The sequence below is a fragment of the Mesotoga sp. HF07.pep.5.2.highcov genome (genome assembly GCF_003666285.1).
Taxonomy (GTDB): domain Bacteria; phylum Thermotogota; class Thermotogae; order Petrotogales; family Kosmotogaceae; genus Mesotoga; species Mesotoga prima.
On the sequence record NZ_JFHJ01000598.1, the window covers coordinates 1 to 1,643 of the forward strand.

The 1,643-nt window shown below is 45.5% G+C and carries 2 protein-coding genes; both read right to left on the reverse strand.

Translation table 11 applies throughout. The features are described 5' to 3' along the window. The coding region (locus BG32_RS12585; RefSeq protein ID WP_147435033.1) for a hypothetical protein at positions 1 to 236 on the reverse strand (236 nt) is incomplete at its 3' end. Beyond that, complete coding sequence (locus BG32_RS12590; protein ID WP_121526938.1) at positions 224 to 1,471, reverse strand: hypothetical protein; 1,248 nt, start codon at positions 1,469 to 1,471, stop codon at positions 224 to 226. The genes BG32_RS12585 and BG32_RS12590, both read right to left, overlap by 13 nt. Positions 1,472 to 1,643: the final 172 nt, after the last annotated feature.

The window sequence follows — 1,643 nt, forward strand, 5'->3', positions numbered from 1 at the left end:
TCTTCGGTCTGAGTGTCGCTGAAGAGATCGTCTGCCAGAAGCATCGTAGTTTCAGGTGCTTCCAAAAGGATATCCCTTATTGAACTCAGCCATAGAGGACTTTTGGAGGGGTTCCTGAACGTCAAGAAGGATGTGCCGATAAATGCCTTGACTTCTGACGCATCGATATTTCCGTCATTATTTGTATCGATCTCCGGAGGATCTATCTCATCATCGGCGTCTTCTAAATACTCCATGAAAGCTCCGATGGCTCGAGATCATAAACGGTAAATGCTCTGGCGCTTGAAAGGGCACTGCCGATCAGCATTTTCAGAATTGCTATTTCTCCTTCATCGATTACAAGATAATCGTTCTCATCGAATCCGGGAGCGTACTCTATTTCCCGTCCCTGTGAGATCATGAACCAGAAATCGAGATCGAACACCGCGTCTCCGCCATCGGGATCAACCTCGATCGAGACTATGTGATCTCCCTTCGGCTCTTTCTCCAGGAAAAGGATATCCGAATACAGGCGGAAGCTTTCTGTGTAGGTTGTAGAATTGTCTTCGCTCACTACTTCGAGCATCAGCTCTCCGTCGCTTTCGACAACTCCATCTTTGTCCCAGTCGAATTCGTTGAGAAATACTTTCACAATAATCTTCATTTCTCCACTCAAATAGGAGATATCGTCCCAAACTTCCTGAAGGCTGTCAGCGTACTCCTCCATCTCATCCTGAAAATCTCCGATCTCCCCGCAAAGTGAAAAACCGGAATTCTCTGCTATGGAGCTGCTTGAAGCAAGAAAATTTACCAGAAGCTCCGGATTTCTGAGAATCAACGCAGATCTCAGCTTCATATTCAGCAGTCTTGCACGAATATCCGCTGAAATGCTTTGAACAACTTGATCTGGATTCGAAACAAGTTCTTCGAAACCAGCCAGCATTTCGCTTCGATCAAATGTTCCTGCAATGTCAAGAGAACCAATCTGCGAATTGTATATGTCCAGAAGTTTCAGTAATTCCGGAATCGCCTTCATAGCTCCACGAATGGCATGACCTTCGGGATTCTCAGGATTCCTCTTCACGAAGTCGTCAATAATCTCTTCAGACTCTTCGGCAGTCTCCCCAGATAGCTTGATCTCGGCCTTTTCACCTTCCGGAATGGGATTTACGTTGATCAGGAACTCTGCTACTCCGCTCTTGCCTTCATCACTTGCGCTCACTTTCACATTGAAAGGGCTGTTTTCGCCGTCACCGGGCAAAGACGTAAATACATAACTCTTTCCGTCGATTCTCCCGGGTCCGCTGCTTACCGAGAATGATATCCCGTCGGAGACAGATGATAATACGAACTGATTGAGGTCAACAACCAGTTCTTGGCCCTCTGTCACCTGCTGATCGGGAATCTCAATCTTGATAGCTCTGAATAGAGAGCAGCCGCCGAGCGCTATCAAGGTGAATAGAGAAAGAAACACAAGGATCTTCTTGAACATTTCTTTTCCTCCCTTTTATATGATGGTATTGAATAACGGTATTTGGTTTACTTTGCATGGCTTTCCCGATTCAATCTTACACTTTATACAAAGTAAACACAAAAACCTGTCTTCGTTCTTAGTGTCCGCTGGTCGCTTTGAAGAACCGTCCTTGGTTGTTTGTTAGAATAAG